Source organism: Pseudomonas atagonensis, from assembly GCF_011369485.1.
GTDB lineage: Bacteria > Pseudomonadota > Gammaproteobacteria > Pseudomonadales > Pseudomonadaceae > Aquipseudomonas > Aquipseudomonas atagonensis.
The window spans coordinates 12,382-26,778 of record NZ_VXCA01000019.1 but is presented as its reverse complement, the minus strand read 5'-3'; the positions used below and the strand labels follow the sequence as shown (position 1 = coordinate 26,778).

13 protein-coding genes are annotated in these 14,397 nt (G+C 61.0%); 11 read left to right on the top strand and 2 right to left on the bottom strand.

All coding sequences use genetic code 11. The features are described from left to right. The first annotated feature begins 22 nt into the window (after positions 1-22). The 8 genes from F2P67_RS13665 (at position 23) to F2P67_RS13630 (ending at position 7,057) form a co-directional block, all read left to right on the top strand. Positions 23-208 carry a Trm112 family protein gene (locus F2P67_RS13665; protein ID WP_003174668.1) on the top strand — a complete coding sequence of 62 codons (186 nt, stop codon included), beginning with the start codon at positions 23-25 and terminating at the stop codon, positions 206-208. Further along, the gene (kdsB, locus tag F2P67_RS13660; protein WP_166220983.1) at positions 205-969 is read left to right on the top strand and encodes a 3-deoxy-manno-octulosonate cytidylyltransferase; all 765 of its coding nucleotides are present in this window, start codon (positions 205-207) and stop codon (positions 967-969) included. The genes F2P67_RS13665 and kdsB overlap by 4 nt, the downstream gene beginning before the upstream one ends. After that, a complete protein-coding gene (locus F2P67_RS13655) occupies positions 969-1,433 on the top strand; it encodes a low molecular weight protein-tyrosine-phosphatase (protein WP_166220982.1) in 465 nt (154 codons plus the stop codon). The genes kdsB and F2P67_RS13655 overlap by 1 nt, the downstream gene beginning before the upstream one ends. Then, positions 1,430-2,449, top strand: a complete 1,020-nt coding sequence (murB, locus tag F2P67_RS13650) for a UDP-N-acetylmuramate dehydrogenase (RefSeq protein WP_166220981.1) — start codon at positions 1,430-1,432, stop codon at positions 2,447-2,449. Before F2P67_RS13655 ends, murB begins: the two co-directional genes overlap by 4 nt. Positions 2,450-2,695: 246 nt before the next feature. Next, on the top strand, positions 2,696-3,166 hold the full coding sequence (locus F2P67_RS13645) for a (2Fe-2S)-binding protein (protein ID WP_166220980.1): 471 nt from the start codon (positions 2,696-2,698) through the stop codon (positions 3,164-3,166). After that, complete coding sequence (locus tag F2P67_RS13640) at positions 3,163-5,484, top strand: xanthine dehydrogenase family protein molybdopterin-binding subunit (RefSeq protein WP_166220979.1); 2,322 nt, start codon at positions 3,163-3,165, stop codon at positions 5,482-5,484. Before F2P67_RS13645 ends, F2P67_RS13640 begins: the two co-directional genes overlap by 4 nt. Continuing rightward, positions 5,484-6,464 (top strand): XdhC family protein, encoded by a 981-nt coding sequence (locus F2P67_RS13635; protein WP_166220978.1) that lies wholly within the window; start codon positions 5,484-5,486, stop codon positions 6,462-6,464. Before F2P67_RS13640 ends, F2P67_RS13635 begins: the two co-directional genes overlap by 1 nt. After that, on the top strand, positions 6,461-7,057 hold the full coding sequence (locus F2P67_RS13630; RefSeq protein ID WP_166220977.1) for a nucleotidyltransferase family protein: 597 nt from the start codon (positions 6,461-6,463) through the stop codon (positions 7,055-7,057). The genes F2P67_RS13635 and F2P67_RS13630 overlap by 4 nt, the downstream gene beginning before the upstream one ends. A gap of 108 nt (positions 7,058-7,165) precedes the next feature. Here F2P67_RS13630 and rne read toward each other — a convergent pair whose 3' ends face one another. After that, complete coding sequence (gene rne, locus F2P67_RS13625) at positions 7,166-10,393, bottom strand: ribonuclease E (RefSeq protein ID WP_166220976.1); 3,228 nt, start codon at positions 10,391-10,393, stop codon at positions 7,166-7,168. 699 nt (positions 10,394-11,092) lie between these two features. Between rne and rluC the strand changes: the two genes are divergently transcribed. Genes rluC through F2P67_RS13610 form a run of 3 tightly spaced genes read left to right on the top strand, consistent with a single transcriptional unit; the run spans position 11,093 to position 13,718 of the window. Beyond that, positions 11,093-12,055, top strand: coding sequence for a 23S rRNA pseudouridine(955/2504/2580) synthase RluC (rluC, locus tag F2P67_RS13620; protein ID WP_007950779.1), 963 nt, complete (start codon positions 11,093-11,095; stop codon positions 12,053-12,055). Continuing rightward, positions 12,042-12,704, top strand: coding sequence for an HAD-IA family hydrolase (locus F2P67_RS13615; RefSeq protein WP_166220975.1), 663 nt, complete (start codon positions 12,042-12,044; stop codon positions 12,702-12,704). The genes rluC and F2P67_RS13615 overlap by 14 nt, the downstream gene beginning before the upstream one ends. 24 nt (positions 12,705-12,728) lie before the next feature. After that, positions 12,729-13,718: a S49 family peptidase gene (locus F2P67_RS13610; protein ID WP_166220974.1), complete on the top strand. Its 990-nt coding sequence runs from the start codon at positions 12,729-12,731 to the stop codon at positions 13,716-13,718. 48 nt (positions 13,719-13,766) lie between these two features. Here F2P67_RS13610 and F2P67_RS13605 read toward each other — a convergent pair whose 3' ends face one another. Then, a complete protein-coding gene (locus F2P67_RS13605; protein ID WP_166220973.1) occupies positions 13,767-14,345 on the bottom strand; it encodes a Maf family protein in 579 nt (192 codons plus the stop codon). Positions 14,346-14,397 lie beyond the last annotated feature (52 nt).

Sequence of the window (14,397 nt, the reverse complement as noted above, 5' to 3'; positions counted from 1 at the left end):
TCTTCTATTTCTGGGAATGTTCATGGACACCAAATTGCTCGACATCCTCGCGTGCCCGATCTGCAAAGGCCCGCTCAAGCTCAGCGCCGACAAGACCGAATTGATCAGCAAGGGCGCCGGTCTGGCGTATCCGATCCGCGACGGCATCCCGGTAATGCTCGAAAGCGAAGCCCGTACCCTGACCACCGACGAGCGTCTGGATAAATGACCACTGCCTTCACCGTTGTCATCCCGTCGCGTTACGCCTCGACCCGCCTGCCGGGCAAACCACTGCTGTTGATCGCCGGCAAGCCGATGATCCAGCACGTCTGGGAGCAGGCGAGCAAAAGCAGCGCCTCCCGTGTCGTGGTGGCCACTGACGATGCGCGCATCGTTGAGGCCTGCAAGGGTTTTGGCGCCGAAGTGGTGCTGACCCGTGAAGATCACAACTCCGGCACCGATCGTCTGGCCGAGGTCGCCGCGAAACTGGGCCTTGAGCCCGATGCAATCGTGGTCAACGTGCAGGGCGACGAGCCGCTGATTCCACCGAGCGTGATCGATCAGGTCGCGGCCAACCTCGCCGCCCACACCGAGGCGCGCATGGCCACCCTGGCCGAGCCGATCGAAGACGTCGAAACCCTGTTCAACCCGAACGTGGTCAAGGTCGTCAGCGACCTCAACGGTCTGGCGCTGACCTTTAGCCGCGCTACGTTGCCGTGGGCTCGCGATGCATTTGCCAAGAGCCGCGAGCAATTGCCCGAAGGTGTGCCGTACCGTCGCCATATCGGCATTTATGCCTACCGTGCCGGTTTCCTCCAGGACTTCGTGAGTTGGGCCCCGTGCTGGCTGGAAAACACCGAATCCCTCGAACAACTGCGTGCCCTGTGGCACGGCGTGCGGATTCACGTGGCCGATGCGTTGATCGCACCGCCGACTGGCGTCGACACCGTCGAAGACCTTGAGCGCGTTCGACGCCTGCTGGAGGCCTGATGCGCGTTCTGTTCGTGTGCCTGGGCAACATCTGCCGCTCGCCCACCGCCGAAGGCGTGTTGCGCCACAAATTGCGCGAAGCGGGGCTGGCGGAGCAGGTTGAAGTGGCCTCCGCCGGCACCGGTGACTGGCACGTCGGCAATCCGCCGGACAAGCGTAGTCAGGCTGCCGCCAGGTCGCGCGGTTATGACCTGTCGGCGCAACGCGCGCAGCAAGTCAGCCGTGCCGATTTCGCCAGCTACGACCTGATTCTGGCCATGGACAACAGCAACCTGCGTAATCTCAAGGCGCTGCAACCGTCCACCGGCAAGGCTGAGCTAGACCTGTTCCTGCGCCGCTACGCCGGGGTTGTCGATGAAGTGCCGGACCCGTATTACGACGGCGATCAGGGCTTCGAACAGGTGCTGGATCTGATTGAAGCGGCTTGTGACCAATTGCTGATCGAAGTGAAGGGCCGGCTATGAGTTTGCAGGTACAGGCGCAGGTTTCCCTGAAACCGTTCAACAGTTTTGGCGTCGACGTTCGCGCGCAACTGTTTGCCGAGGCCCACAGCGACGCCGATGTGCGTGAAGCGCTGGCCTATGCCGCGTCGAACGCCGTGCCGTTGCTGGTGATCGGTGGCGGCAGCAACTTGCTGCTAACCGCCGACATTCCAGCCCTGGTGTTACGCATGGCCACTCGCGGAATTCGCGTGATCAGCGACGACGGCAATCGCGTGGTGATCGAAGCCGAGGCCGGCGAACCCTGGCACCCCTTTGTGCAGCACACCTTGGCGGCGGGTTTCTCCGGTCTGGAAAACCTCAGTCTGATCCCGGGCACTGTTGGCGCTGCGCCGATGCAGAACATCGGCGCCTACGGTGTCGAGATCAAGGATGTGTTTGCCGGTCTCACGGCGCTGGATCGCCAGACCGGTGAACTGCGCGACTTCAGCCTGGAAGAGTGCAACTTCGCCTACCGCGACAGCCTGTTCAAGCAGCAGCCTGGACGCTGGCTGATTCTGCGGGTGCGGTTCAAGCTCGACCGCGTCGCTCATTTGCATCTGGAATATGGCCCGGTGCGTCAGCGCCTGAGCGAGCAGGGCATTGACCAGCCAACACCCAGCGACGTCAGTCGCGCAATCTGCAGCATCCGCAGTGAAAAACTGCCGGACCCGGCGGTGCTCGGCAATGCCGGCAGCTTCTTCAAGAATCCGCTGGTGTCGACGGCCATCCTCGCGCAGATCAAAGTGCAGCACCCGGATGTGGTGGCCTACGCGCAGCCGGACGGGCAGATGAAACTGGCGGCGGGCTGGTTAATTGAGCGCGCTGGCTGGAAAGGCTTCCGTGAAGCCGATGCCGGCGTGCATAAATTGCAGGCGCTGGTGCTGGTCAACTACGGTGGCGCGACCGGGCTGCAATTGCTCGATCTGGCGCAACGTATCCAGAAAGACATTGCAGAACGTTTCAATGTCGAGCTGGAAATGGAGCCCAACCGCTATTGAGGCTACGCTTTCAAGCAGTCTCCAAAGCCCTGCACTGGTGAAAAAGTGCAGGGCTTTTTTGTTAACGCTGGGTTAACTTAGCGAGCTAACGATACCGATCATTTGCTCCACCAAAGGCCCGGTGCAGACATTCCCGTCAGCACAAGAGAGCCTCATTAGCCTGAGCCGATCTGCACGAACCCACCGCCGATTTTCCGGCGGCAGATTGCTCGACCCCATAACCTCCATGAATATGCGGGCGTGCCCATGATTACCCTGAAACTCAATGGCCAAGACCATTCACTCGATGTCACCGAAGACATGCCGCTGTTGTGGGCTATTCGTGACGTCGCCGGTTACAACGGCACCAAATTCGGCTGCGGCATGGGCCTGTGCGGTGCCTGCACCATTCATATCGATGGGTTGCCCGCGCGCAGTTGCATCACGCCGATCGGCTCGGTGGTCGGCCAGAACGTCACCACCATCGATAACCTGCACGCCGACCCGGTCGGGCAAATCGTTCAGCAGGCCTGGCTCGATACGGCGGTCGCCCAATGCGGTTTCTGTCAGGGCGGGCAAATCATGTCGGCCACCGCATTGCTCAAAACCAACCCGAACCCGAGCGACGAGCAGATCGAAGAGGCAATGGTCGGTAACATTTGCCGTTGCGGCACCTATAACCGGATCAAATCCGCGATCCGTCAGGCGTCCACGCATTTGAAGGAGGCGAAAGCATGAGCCGCCTTCCGAACGATTTCGCCCTGAGCAATCTCAGTCGTCGAGGTTTTCTCAAAGGTGTCGGCGCTACCGGTGCGCTGGTGTTGGCGGCCAGTTGGGGCTGGCAGGACGCACTGGCCGAAGACAAGCCCAAGCAGTTCGGCGCCGATGGCATGCCCAACGGCTGGATCGATGATCCGAAGGTCTACGTCAGCATTGCAGCGGAAGGCACGGTGACTGTGGTCTGCAACCGCTCGGAGATGGGGCAGGGCGTGCGTACCAGTCTGACCATGGTCGTCGCCGATGAGCTGGAAGCTGACTGGACTCACGTCAAAGTGCAGCAGGCGCCGGGCGATGAAGTGCGTTTTGGCAACCAGGACACCGACGGTTCGCGCAGCATGCGCCACTGGTACGAGGCGATGCGTCGTTGCGGCGCCGCAGCCCGAACCATGCTTGAGCAGGCTGCTGCCGAACAATGGAAGGTGCCGGTTGGCGAGTGTCATGCGCAACTGCACAAAGTCATTCACAAGCCGTCCGGTCGTGAGCTGGGTTACGGCGAACTTGCCGCTGCGGCGAGTGCTCTGCCGGTACCGGCGCGCGACAGCTTGCGTCTCAAGCAGCCGTCGGAGTTTCGCTACATCGGCAAGGAAAGCAGCAAAGCCATCGACGGTGCCGACATCGTCAACGGTCGCGCGGTGTACGGCGCTGACGTGCATTTCGACGGCATGTTGTACGCGACCATCGCCCGCCCGGCGGTGTATGGCGGCAAGGTCAAATCGCTGGACGACAGCACCACGCTGAAAGTCCCTGGCGTGCTCAAAGTGATTCAGATCGAAAGTCGCCCGTTGCCTTCGGAGTTCCAGCCGTTGGGTGGTGTGGCCGTGGTGGCCAGCAATACCTGGGCGGCGATCAAGGGGCGTGAGGCGCTGAAGATCGAATGGGACGATGGCCCGAACGCCAGTTATGACTCCATCGCCTATCGCAAGGAGCTGGAAGCCGCGTCGCTGAAGCCCGGCAAAGTGGTGCGCAATACCGGTGACATCGACAAGGCTTTGAGCGGTGCTGCCAGCACGCTTGAAGCTTCTTACTATTTGCCGCACTTGGCGCAGGCACCGATGGAGCCGATGGTCGCCATTGCTCGTTACAACAACGGGGTGTGTGAGGCCTGGGCGCCGAGTCAGGCGCCGCAGGTCACCCGTGAGCGAATCGCTGAACGCCTCGGTTTGCCGTTCGATAACGTCACTTTCAACGTCACGTTGCTGGGTGGCGGTTTCGGTCGCAAGTCAAAACCGGACTTCGTTGTCGAAGCGGCGATCCTCGCCAAGGAGTTTCCTGGTAAAGCGGTGCGGGTGCAGTGGACGCGCGAGGATGACATCCATAACTCTTACTTCCACACCGTGTCCGCCGAATATTTGAAGGCCGGGATCGGCAAGGATGGCATGCCGTCCGGTTGGTTGCATCGCACGGTCGCGCCAAGTATCACTGCGCTGTTCGCGCCGGGCATGAACCACGAAGCGGCGTTCGAATTGGGCATGGGCTTCACCAACATGGCTTATGCCATCCCCAATGTGCGCCTGGAAAACCCCGAAGCCACGGTGCATACGCGGGTCGGCTGGTATCGCTCGGTGTCGAACATTCCCCACGGTTTTGCGATCCAGAGTTTTGTCGACGAACTGGCGCACAAGGCGGGAGAAGACCCGCTCAAGTACCAGGTCAAACTGCTCGGCCCGGATCGGCAGATCGACCCGCGCACCCTGAGCGAAGAGTGGAACTACGGTGAATCCCCCGAGCGTTATCCGATCGACACCGGGCGTATGCGTACCGTGCTGGAAACGGCGGCCAAAGCGGCCGACTGGGGGCGCAAATTGCCCAAGGGCCGTGGTCTGGGGCTGGCGGTGCATTACAGCTTCGTCACCTATGTGGCGGCGGTGATCGAGGTTGAAGTCAAAGATGACGGTTCGCTGATCGTACACAAGGCGGATATCGCCGTGGATTGCGGGCCGCAGATCAACCCTGAGCGCATTCGTTCGCAGTTCGAGGGCGCCTGCGTGATGGGCCTGGGCAATGCGGTGCTGGGCGAAATCAGTTTCAAGGACGGCAAGGTCCAGCAGGACAATTTCCACATGTACGAAGTCGCGCGCATGTCGCTGGCGCCGAAGGAAGTGGCGGTGCATCTGGTGACGCCGCCGGGCGACGTACCGTTGGGCGGTGTCGGTGAGCCGGGCGTGCCGCCGATTGCGCCGGCATTGTGCAACGCGATCTTCGCGGCCACCGGCAAGCGCATCCGTAATCTGCCGGTGCGTTATCAGTTGCAGGGCTGGCAGAAGGCAGAAGCCTGATGGACAGCGTCGACCTCAATGTCCTGCGCAGTGTCCTCGAGTGGCGCCGTGCCGGACAGCGGGTGGTGTTGTTTAGCGTGGTGCAGACCTGGGGCACCGCGCCCCGGGCGCCCGGCGCGATGTTGGCGTTGCGCGAAGATGGCGTGGTGATCGGCTCGGTGTCCGGTGGCTGTGTCGAGGACGATCTGATCGCTCGCCTGCACGACGGGCGCATTGCCACCGAGGGGCCGCCGGTGCAACTGATTACCTACGGCGTCACCCGGGAGGAGGCGGCGCGGTTTGGCTTGCCGTGTGGCGGCACCCTGCGTCTTACCGAGGAACGAGTCGGTGATCCGGCCTGGGTTGCCGAGTTGCTGGCGCGTTGTGAAGCCCATGAAATCGTCGCCCGAGAGTTGAATATCGAAACCGGTGAAGTGGTGCTGACTGCCGCGAGCAAATCCGACTCTCTGGCATTCGACGGCAAAACCCTGCGTGCGATTTATGGGCCTCGCTGGCGGCTGCTGCTGATCGGCGCGGGGCAGTTGTCGCGTTATGTGGCGGACATGGCGCGGCTGCTGGATTTCGAAGTGCTGATCTGCGATCCGCGCACCGAGTTCGTCTACGGTTGGGAAGAGCACCACGGTCGGTTCGTCCCCGGCATGCCGGATGATGCTGTGCTGAGCATTCAAACCGATGAGCGCACGGCGATTGTCGCGCTGACCCACGATCCGCGACTGGACGATATGGCTTTGCTCACGGCACTCGACTCGCCAGCCTTCTACGTCGGCGCATTGGGCTCGCGGGTCAACAGTCAGAAACGCCGGGAGAATCTGGCTCAGCTAGGCTTGTCGGTACAGGCGATTGATCGTTTGCACGGGCCGATAGGCCTGCACATCGGCAGTCACTCGCCGGCGGAAATTGCCTTGTCCTTGCTGGCGGAAATTGTCGCGATCAAGAACGGCGTCGAGTTGAAACAGAAAAAGACATGGGAGGGCGCATGAGTCGATCCATCGCAGTGATTGTGCTGGCGGCGGGCGAGGGCAGTCGCTTTCGCGAAGTCGCGGGCGCCGACAAGGATAAATTGCTCGCCGATTGCACCGGGCGCGATGGCGCAGTGCGTTCGGTGATCGAGCAGGTGTTGGTCAATCTGCCGGCCAGTCTCGACAAGCGGGTAATGGTGACCACTGAGGCGCGACCGCAGGCCATGCGCATGGCCCAGGCTTATGGCTGCGAGATTGTGTCGATTGAGTCAACCGGGATGGGCGACAGCATTGCTGCCGGTGTGGCGGCATGCCCGGATGTCGATGGCTGGCTGATCGTGCTGGGTGATATGCCGTTTATCCTGCCGTCGAGTATCGAGCGGGTGGTGGCGGCGATGGCGGACGATGCGGTGAGCGTGCCGGTGCAGGACGGCGAGTTCGGCCATCCGGTGGGGTTTGGGCGTTCGTTCGCTGCAGGGCTGCAGGCGTTGAACGGTGATCGAGGCGCCAGGCCGCTGTTCAAACAGGGGCGGGTGGTTGAGGTGGCGGTGGAGGATCCCGGAGTGTTGTGGGATATCGATGTGCCTGAATCTCTGCTCTTCCCTCAATCCTGAGCCCTGCACAGATCCCTTGTAGGAGTGAGTGGTGTTGAGGGTTAAAACCGAGGCAAAAAAAGCCCCGCCAGGCTTTCACCTGGCGGGGCTTTTTATTGGCTTCTGGAATCAGACGAGCGGTTTAGGCTCGTGTTCTTTTTCCTGGGCCTCTTCGTGTTGCTCTACCGCGTCCTGAACGGAGCGTGGAGCTTCAGCGATCACCGATTCAACCACGGCTTCTTCAGTGACCGGGGCAGGTGCTGCCTCGACCACTTCAGCTACAACGGCTGGTTCGGCAGCTACTGGAGCGGCAGCGGCAGCCAGTTCGGCTTCTTTCGCCAGACGCTCTTCTTCACGCTTGCGACGACGCACTTCACGTGGGTCGTTTGGCGCGCGGCCGTTAGGCGTCAGAGCGCTGACTGGAGCAACCTCGGCAACCGGAGCCGGAGCTTCGGCAACCACCGGCACTTCGACGACCGGTGCTTCAACGACTGGCGCTGGAGCAGGTTCGGCAGCCTTGGCTTCCTCAAACACTGGCGCTTCAACCACTGGAGCTTCAACCACAGGCGCTGGGGTTTCAGCGACAACCGGCTCGGCTACCCAGTTGAATGCGGTCTGTTCTTCGCGAACTTCACGCACGGTTTCGGTCACGGTTTCAGCGACGGTTTCGACAACCGGCTCGGCAACCACAACCGGCGCTGGCTCTACCTGAGGCAGGGTTTCCTGCACCGGTGCCACTTCAACTTCCGGAGCTGCGATCACTTCCACCGGGGTGGTAGCTTCTACTACCGGTGCTTCTACTGCAGCAGTTTCCTGGACGGCAGCGGTGGCACGTTCGGCTTGCTCGTGAGCTTGTGCTTCAGCCGGGGCGCTGATCACGCTGCTGGCAACGGCTGCAGTGACAGCCAGGCCGGCGGCCAGATCGGCGGTGCTTGGCTCGGCAGCGTTTTCGCCGGCTTCGGACTCTTCCGAGCCTTCGATCACGTTGCCGTTGGCATCACGCTGACGCTCACGACGGTTGCTGCGACGACGCTGGCCACGGGAGCGACGACGTGGACGATCGCCTTCGGCGTTCTCCGAACCGTCTTCCGGCAGTTGCTCTTCGTTGCTGGTGATTTCTTCTTCAGCGACGGCAGCGACTTGTTCTGCACGCGGTTGACGCTCTTCACGCGGAGGGCGCGGCGCGCGTTCTTCGCGTGGCTGACGGGCCGGACGCTCTTCAGCGGTGGCGGCAACGGCAACAGCGGGGGCTGCGTCCAGAGGCTCGCGCAGTTCACGTACGCGTTCTTCACGCTCGCCACGTGGCTTGCGGTCTTCGCGCGGTGCGCGCGGTGCACGTTCTTCGCGAGGCGCGCGTGGTGCGCGTTCTTCACGAGCTACCGGTGCTTCGTCACGGGACTCACGCGGCTCGCGGACTTCACGAGGCTCACGGGCTTCACGTGGTTGACGCTCTTCACGCGGCTCGCGTGGAGCGCGTTCTTCACGCGGGGCACGTTCTTCGCGAGGCTTGCGCTCTTCATCGCGGCGACCGTTACGGTTGCGGCTCTGCTGGCGACCGTTGCGACGCTCCTCGTTACGAGCAGGGCGTTCGGTAGCCGGTTTTTCAACCACGGCCGGAGCGGCTGGCTCTTCTTTGGTGGCGAACAGGCTGACCAGCGACTTCACCAGACCCTTGAACAGGCTTGGCTCTGGTGCGGCAACCGGAGCCGGTGCAGCAGCGGCAGGTGCGGCGACTTCGGTCGGAACCGGGGCGTTGGCGCGGGCCGGAGCTGTCTTGACCGCAGCTTCCTGGCGAACCAGAGTGCGGGTCGCAGCGGCTGGCTGGACTTCTTCGACTTCAGCAGCAGCAGCAGCGATTTCGTAGCTGGACTGGTTGGTCGCAGCTTCCGGGCTGTCGTCACGCAGACGCTGAACTTCGAAGTGCGGGGTTTCCAGGTGATCGTTCGGCAGAATGACGATACGAGCACGGGTGCGCAGTTCGATCTTGGTAATCGAGTTGCGTTTTTCGTTGAGCAGGAACGCCGCCACCGGGATCGGCACTTGTGCGCGAACTTCGGCGGTACGGTCTTTCAGGGCTTCTTCTTCGATCAGGCGCAGAATCGCCAGCGACAGCGATTCAACGTCACGGATGATGCCGGTGCCGTTGCAACGCGGGCAGACGATGCCGCTGCTTTCGCCCAGCGAAGGACGCAGGCGCTGACGGGACATTTCCAGCAGACCGAAGCGCGAGATGCGGCCGATCTGCACGCGAGCGCGGTCGGCTTCCAGGCATTCGCGGACTTTCTCTTCCACGGCGCGCTGGTTCTTGGCAGGAGTCATGTCGATGAAGTCGATCACGATCAGGCCGCCGATGTCGCGCAGGCGCAACTGACGGGCGATTTCTTCAGCCGCTTCAAGGTTGGTCTGCAGGGCGGTTTCTTCGATGTCGCTGCCTTTGGTGGCGCGCGCCGAGTTGATGTCGATGGACACCAGGGCTTCGGTCGGGTCGATGACGATGGAACCGCCGGAAGGCAGTTCGACGACGCGCTGGAAAGCGGTTTCGATCTGGCTTTCGATCTGGAAGCGGTTGAACAGCGGAACGCTGTCTTCGTACAGCTTGATCTTGCTGGCGTACTGCGGCATTACCTGGCGAATGAAGGTCAGGGCTTCGTCCTGGGCTTCAACGCTGTCGATCAGCACTTCGCCGATGTCCTGGCGCAGGTAATCGCGGATGGCGCGGATGATCACGTTGCTTTCCTGGTAGATCAGGAATGGCGCGGAACGATCCAGCGAGGCTTCTTTGATGGCGGTCCACAGTTGCAGCAGGTAGTCGAGGTCCCACTGCATTTCTTCGCTGCTGCGGCCAAGGCCGGCAGTGCGCACGATCAGACCCATGTCGGCCGGTGCAACCAGGCCGTTCAGCGCTTCACGCAGTTCGTTGCGCTCTTCGCCTTCGATGCGACGGGAGATGCCGCCGGCACGCGGGTTGTTCGGCATCAGCACGAGGTAACGACCGGCCAGGCTGATGAAGGTGGTCAGGGCTGCGCCCTTGTTGCCACGTTCTTCTTTTTCGACCTGAACGATGACTTCCTGGCCTTCGCTCAGGACGTCCTTGATGTTGACGCGGCCTTCAGGCGCTTTCTTGAAGTATTCGCGGGAGATTTCTTTGAGGGGCAGGAAGCCGTGGCGCTCGGAGCCGAAATCGACAAAGGCAGCCTCAAGGCTTGGTTCGATGCGAGTGATACGGCCTTTATAAATGTTGGCCTTCTTCTGCTCGCGTGCACCGGATTCGATGTCCAGGTCGTAGAGGCGTTGGCCATCTACCAGTGCAACACGCAACTCTTCGGGTTGAGTTGCGTTAATCAGCATTCTTTTCATGTAGTACCGTCGGTTTCCGGGCTGCCGGAAACGGCGTTCGGCACACACGACTTCTCACGGTCGGTGTCAGGTGCGTCGGGAGTGGTTGGCCATTCCCGTGTCCAGCGATGTACGACCAATTGGGCCGATACCGCGACGTACGCGTCCTGCTTGCTGTGGCTACTTAAGCACTCAGTCAGGAGGAGGAATCAACCAGCGGCTGTGGACGAGATGAAGCGTCTTGATAAAGCCTATTGCTACACAGTCCGGCGGTTGTGCATCTCCACCCTACACGTATCCCTGATAATTCGGGTGCTGCCGCGCGCAGAATCCGCAGCGGGTTGGCATTTACCGTGAGCTCCGAAAGGGGAGGTCACGCATCATGGCTAATTCAGGCGGTGTTTCCGAAGCGTTCGCTCGGGGTCATCTGCAGCTGACTGCACTTTGTGAACTGGCCTCGAATATTTGCCTGCCAGGCGAGTAAAAACTCTGCTCGGCGGTGTGATTCAGGCCTCATGTCACCTGCGCTTGTTACAACCGCAAACTCCACCGTTACGTAGCGAAAGCCCCGTAGGACGGCCTCGCGTCCTGGTGAATTGCGTTGGTCAGGGCCGGTTTTTGACCGTGGTGCCGCTGTCCAGGCCGCTTTTGGCGGCGTTCGCGACTATAGCAGCAATGATTAAGTGCTTCAATTCCATAAAAATTGTTATCATCCGCGGCATGACAACTACTGCCCCTTCGACTCCAGGCGTTCAATTGCTTGAAGTCTCGCCGGAGTATGCCGGCCAACGAATCGACAATTTCCTCCTCGCCCGGCTCAAAGGCGTGCCCAAGACCTTGATTTACCGCATTTTGCGTAAAGGCGAAGTGCGAGTGAACAAAGGTCGGATCAAGCCCGAATACAAGCTGCAGGCCGGTGATATCGTGCGCGTGCCGCCGGTTCGCGTGCCGGAGCGTGATGAGCCGGTGCCTCTGGCCCAGGGTCTGTTGCAGCGCCTGGAAGCCTCGATTGTCTACGAAGACAAAGCCCTGATCGTGATCAACAAGCCCGCCGGGATTGCTGTTCACGGTGGCAGCGGCTTGAATTACGGCGTTATCGAAGCCTTTCGTCAGTTGCGCCCCGATGCCAAGGAGCTGGAACTGGTTCACCGTCTCGACCGTGATACCTCCGGCCTGCTGATGATCGCCAAGAAGCGCAGCATGTTGCGTCACTTGCATGCCGCATTGCGCGGTGACGGTGTCGACAAGCGCTACATGGCACTGGTTCGCGGCAACTGGGCGACCTCGATCAAACAAGTCCGTGCGGCGCTCGGCAAGAGCAATCTGCGCTCCGGTGAGCGCATGGTCGAGGTCGACGAGGAGGAGGGCAAGGAGTCTGTGACCGTGTTCAAGGTCCTGCGTCGCTTTGGCGATTTTGCCACGCTGATCGAAGCCAAGCCGATCACCGGTCGCACGCACCAGATCCGCGTTCACACGTTGCACGCCGGGCACTGCATTGCCGGCGACACCAAATACGGCGATGACGGTTTCAGTAAGGAAATCCGTGATCTGGGCGGCAAGCGCCTGTTCCTGCACGCCTACATGCTGACCGTGCCGCTGCCCGACGGCGGAGAGCTCAAGTTGCAGGCGCCGGTCGATGAAATGTGGGCCAAGACCGTGGAGCGATTGAGTGCGCCCATCTAATTACAAACTGCTGATTTTTGATTGGGACGGCACATTGGCCGATTCCATTCATCGGATTGTCGAGGCAATGCACTCGGCATCCGCGCGTTCGGGTTTCGAGCTGCGCGATGATTTTGCCGTCAAGGGTATCATCGGTCTGGGCTTGCCCGAGGCTATCCGTACCTTGTACCCAGACATCACCGATGCCGAGATGACCTTGTTTCGCGAGTATTACGCGGATCACTACATCGCTGCGGAAGCCGTACCTTCGCCGTTGTTCGAAGGCGTAGTCGAGTCGATGGCGTCGTTTCGCGAGCAGGGCTATCACTTGGCGGTGGCGACCGGCAAGAATCGTCGTGGGCTGGACCGGGTGCTCAAGGCCAATGGTTGGGAAGATTATTTCGATATCACCCGCGCCGCCGATGAAACTGCCAGCAAGCCGCACCCTCTGATGCTTGAGCAGATTCTCGCCCACTGCGGCGTGCCTCCCGAGCAAGCGCTGATGGTCGGGGATTCGTCCTTCGACCTTCTAATGGCGCGCAATGCGGGCATGGCCTCTGTGGCGGTCAGTTACGGCGCGCAATCGATCGAGTCGCTGCAGCAGTTCGAGCCGCGATTGTCGATCGACCGTTTTTCCGAATTGCATGCCTGGCTGGGGCAGCAGGCTTAATACGATTTTGCTGGGGTGGATGGCATGACCGATGAATGGAAGGCACCGGCCAAGGCAGAGGCTGACGGCGGTGACGAGAAAAGCTGGAAGCTGCTGGAAAAGACTTTGCTGGCTGGCGTGCAGGAGCAGCGTCGTTCGCGGCGCTGGGGAATCTTCTTCAAGCTGCTGACGTTTGTTTATCTGTTTATTGCCCTGATCCTGTTCACGCCGTTGATGGACATGGAAAAGAGCGCCACCCGTGGCCCGAACTACACCGCGCTGATCGACGTTACCGGCATGATCGCCGACAAGGAGCCGGCCAGTGCCGACAACATCGTTGGCAGTCTGCGTGCGGCGTTCGAGGACAAAAAGGTCAAGGGTGTGATCCTGCGGATCAATAGCCCGGGCGGTAGTCCGGTGCAGTCGGGTTATGTCTACGACGAGATCAAGCGTCTGCGCGGCCTGCACCCGGATATCAAACTGTACGCAGTGATTTCCGATCTCGGCGCGTCCGGTGCTTATTACATCGCCAGTGCGGCTGATCAGATCTATGCCGACAAGGCCAGTCTGGTCGGCTCCATTGGTGTAACGGCAGCGGGTTACGGTTTTGTCGGTACCATGGATAAGCTGGGGGTCGAGCGTCGCACCTATACGTCGGGTGAGCACAAGTCGTTCCTCGATCCGTTCCAGCCGCAGAAGCCTGACGAAACAGCTTTCTGGCAGACGGTGCTGGATACCACGCACAAGCAGTTCATCAATAGCGTCAAGCAGGGTCGTGGCGATCGCTTGAAGGACAAAGAGCATCCGGAGCTGTTCTCCGGGCTGGTCTGGTCGGGCGAGCAGGCACTTCCGTTGGGTTTGATCGATGGTCTGGGTAATGCCAGCTCGGTGGCGCGTGACGTGATCGGCGAGAAAGAACTGGTCGATTTCACCGTGCAGGAATCGCCGTTCGATCGTTTCTCGAAGAAGCTCGGTGCCAGCGTGGCTGAGCAGTTGGCGATGTGGATGGGTTTCCACGGGCCTTCGTTGCGCTAAGCGTTCGATGCTAAAAAGAACCGGCCTTGAGGGCCGGTTTTTTGTGGGTCAGGGAATCTGCACGCCTTCGGCCAGCAGCATGTCGATCAGGCGAATCAGCGGCAGGCCGATCAGGCTGGTGGCATCCGGGCCTTCGGTGGACTGGAACAGGCTTACGCCGAGACCTTCGGCCTTGAAGCTCCCGGCACAGTCGTAAGGCTGCTCGATACGCAGGTAGCGCTCGATGTGCGCCTGGTCGAGTTGGCGCATATGGACGGTGAAGGGCACGCAGTCGATCTGACAGTGGCCAGTCTGGCTGTTGAGCAGGGCCAGGCCGGTCAGGAAGGTCACGCTGGCGCCGCTCGCCGTCAGGAGCTGTTCGCGGGCCTTATCGAAGGTGTGTGGCTTGCCAATGATCTGCTCGCCGAGCACGGCAACCTGATCTGAGCCGATAATCAGATGAGCGGGATGGCTGTCGGCCAGGGCGCGGGCTTTTTGTTCGGCGAGGCGTTTGACCAGATCGATGGCTGTCTCGCCCGGGCGATGACTTTCATCGATATCCGGTGAGCTGCAGACGAACGGCAGGTGCAGGCGGGCGAGTAATTCCCGACGATAGATCGAGCTTGAAGCGAGTAATAAAGGCAGCATTCGCGTCTCCTGAGGCAGGTGCAGATTCTAGCGGAGGCGCGCAAGTGACGGA

Excerpts from the sequence above, each read along its gene's own strand:
- F2P67_RS13665 (WP_003174668.1), top strand. The coding sequence starts at position 23 with ATGGACACCAAATTGCTCGACATCCTCGCGTGCCCGATCTGCAAAGGC.
- kdsB (WP_166220983.1), top strand. The coding sequence starts at position 205 with ATGACCACTGCCTTCACCGTTGTCATCCCGTCGCGTTACGCCTCGACC.
- F2P67_RS13655 (WP_166220982.1), top strand. The coding sequence starts at position 969 with ATGCGCGTTCTGTTCGTGTGCCTGGGCAACATCTGCCGCTCGCCCACC.
- murB (WP_166220981.1), top strand. The coding sequence starts at position 1,430 with ATGAGTTTGCAGGTACAGGCGCAGGTTTCCCTGAAACCGTTCAACAGT.
- F2P67_RS13645 (WP_166220980.1), top strand. The coding sequence starts at position 2,696 with ATGATTACCCTGAAACTCAATGGCCAAGACCATTCACTCGATGTCACC.
- F2P67_RS13640 (WP_166220979.1), top strand. The coding sequence starts at position 3,163 with ATGAGCCGCCTTCCGAACGATTTCGCCCTGAGCAATCTCAGTCGTCGA.
- F2P67_RS13635 (WP_166220978.1), top strand. The coding sequence starts at position 5,484 with ATGGACAGCGTCGACCTCAATGTCCTGCGCAGTGTCCTCGAGTGGCGC.
- F2P67_RS13630 (WP_166220977.1), top strand. The coding sequence starts at position 6,461 with ATGAGTCGATCCATCGCAGTGATTGTGCTGGCGGCGGGCGAGGGCAGT.
- rne (WP_166220976.1), bottom strand. The coding sequence starts at position 10,393 with ATGAAAAGAATGCTGATTAACGCAACTCAACCCGAAGAGTTGCGTGTT.
- rluC (WP_007950779.1), top strand. The coding sequence starts at position 11,093 with ATGACAACTACTGCCCCTTCGACTCCAGGCGTTCAATTGCTTGAAGTC.
- F2P67_RS13610 (WP_166220974.1), top strand. The coding sequence starts at position 12,729 with ATGACCGATGAATGGAAGGCACCGGCCAAGGCAGAGGCTGACGGCGGT.
- F2P67_RS13605 (WP_166220973.1), bottom strand. The coding sequence starts at position 14,345 with ATGCTGCCTTTATTACTCGCTTCAAGCTCGATCTATCGTCGGGAATTA.